This window comes from Burkholderia sp. Tr-20355 (genome assembly GCF_017104685.1).
Taxonomy (GTDB): domain Bacteria; phylum Pseudomonadota; class Gammaproteobacteria; order Burkholderiales; family Burkholderiaceae; genus Burkholderia; species Burkholderia seminalis.
Genome location: NZ_JAAGPK010000350.1, coordinates 1 through 2,006, shown reverse-complemented (window position 1 = coordinate 2,006; position 2,006 = coordinate 1). Strand labels below are relative to the sequence as shown.

Below are 2,006 nucleotides of genomic sequence, written 5' to 3'. Positions count from 1 at the left end.
GGGCGCACGCGGCCGGGGGCGGCGCGACCGATGCGGCCAGCGCGGGATGCAGTGCGGCGTGGCCGCGCTGGGATGCGTTCAAGCGCGATTTCATCTCGGCCGACGGCCGCGTGATCGACGTCGGCTCGGCCGATTCGCGCACGGTGTCGGAGGGGCAGGCCTATGGACTTTTCTTCGCGCTGGTCGCGAACGACCGGCGCACGTTCGACACGATCCTCGCATGGACCGAGAACAACCTCGCGCAGGGCGACCTGAGCGCGCATCTGCCCGCGTGGCTGTGGGGCCGCGCGCCCGACGGCGCGTGGCGCGTGCTCGACGCCAACGCGGCGTCGGACGCCGATCTGTGGATCGCGTACGCGCTCGTCGAGGCCGGCCGGCTGTGGCACGAGCGCAGCTATACGGCACGCGGCGCGCTGCTCGCGAAGCGCGTGCTCGACGACGAGACGGCGACCGTGCCGGGCCTCGGCCTCACGCTGCTGCCCGGGTCGACCGGGTTCAGGCTCGCCAACGGCCAGTTCCGCGTGAATCCGAGTTATTCGCCGCCGCAGGTGATCCGCGCGCTCGGCGCGCGCCTGCCCGACGACCGGCGCTGGGCCGCACTGGCATCCAGCACCGGGCGCGTGCTGCTCGACACGGCGCCGAAGGGTTTCTCGCCGGACTGGGCGCTGTATCGCGCGGGCACGGGCTTCGGCCCCGATCCGCAGACGCACGCGGAGAGCGCGTACAACGCGATCCGCGTGTATTTGTGGGCCGGCATGCTCGACCGTGCCGATCCGCTCGCCGCGCCGCTGCTCGCACGCTTCGCGCCGTTCGCCGACCATATCGCCGCGCATGGCGCACCGCCGGAGAAGGTCGATACGACGACGGGCGTCGCGGGGCCGAACGACGGCAACGGCGGGTTTTCGGCGGCGGCCGTGCCGTTCCTCGATGCGCGCGGCCAGCACGCGCTTGCCGATGCGCAGGCGGCCCGCGTCGATACGCTCGCGCGGCAGTCGGCGCCCGGCTATTACACGAGCGTGCTGACGCTGTTCGGCCTCGGCTGGCGCGATGGCCGCTACCGGTTCGGCGCGGACGGCACGCTCGACACCCGCTGGGGAGGCCGCTCGTGCGCCGCCCGCTGAAACGCGCCGCGCCGCACGTCGCGGGATTCGCGTGGCTCGCGTCGTCGATGTGCGCGGCGGCGCCGGGCGCCGCATCCGGCACGGCGATGGCGAACCCCGCGGCGCCGGCGACTGCCGCGTCGGCCGACGCGCAGCGTCAGCTCGACACCGCGCGGATGTGGGGCGTCAAGCATCGCGACGATCTCGCGCGCGATGCGCTGCGCAAGGGTCTGCTGATCGCGCCGGGCGATCCCGAGCTGCTGGCCGAACAGGTCCGCGTGCTGCTGCGGCTCGGCGACGCGAAAGGCGCGCAGGCGTCGCTGGCGCGCCTGCAGGCGCAGTCGCCGAATGCGCCCGCCACGCGGCGCGTGGCCGACGAATACCGTGTCGCGACGAGCGGGCGCGGCGAGATGGCGCAGATTCGCCTGCTCGCGCGCAGCGGCCGCGCCGACGAAGCCGCGCGGCGGATCGTCGCGCTGTTTCCGAACGGCGCGCCGTCGGGTGCGCTTGGCGCCGAGTATTACGAGATCCGCGCGAATGCGCCGGGTGGCCGCGAGTCGGCGCTTGCCGCGCTGCGCCGCAGGGTCGCGGCCGATCCGCAGGACACCAGCGCGGCCATGGCGCTGGCGCGGTTGCTGAACCAGCATGCCGATACGCGCGCGGAGGCCAACCGGATCGCCTGGTCACTCGCGAAGCGGGACGATGCCGACCATACCGAGGCGATGTCGCTGTGGCGCCGCGTGCTGCAGTCGGCCGGCGACGATCCCGCGTATCTCGACGCGCTGCATGCGTATCTCGCGCTCACGCCGGACGACACCGAATTCCGCGACCGTGCGGCCGGTCTCGACCGGCAGCGCGACGCGCAGCGCCGGCTCGAACGCGACCCCGACTACATCGCGCAGCAGA

General features: G+C 73.7%; 1 protein-coding gene and 1 pseudogene. Both read left to right on the top strand.

The window, feature by feature from the left end; all coding sequences use genetic code 11:
- Positions 1–1,121, top strand: a 1,121-nt coding sequence (bcsZ, locus tag G3N62_RS35225; RefSeq protein ID WP_206141534.1) for a cellulose synthase complex periplasmic endoglucanase BcsZ, incomplete at its 5' end; no start/stop codon positions are given.
- Positions 1,106–2,006: pseudogene (locus G3N62_RS35220) on the top strand (cellulose biosynthesis protein); the annotation flags it as partial. The gene bcsZ and the pseudogene G3N62_RS35220, both read left to right, overlap by 16 nt.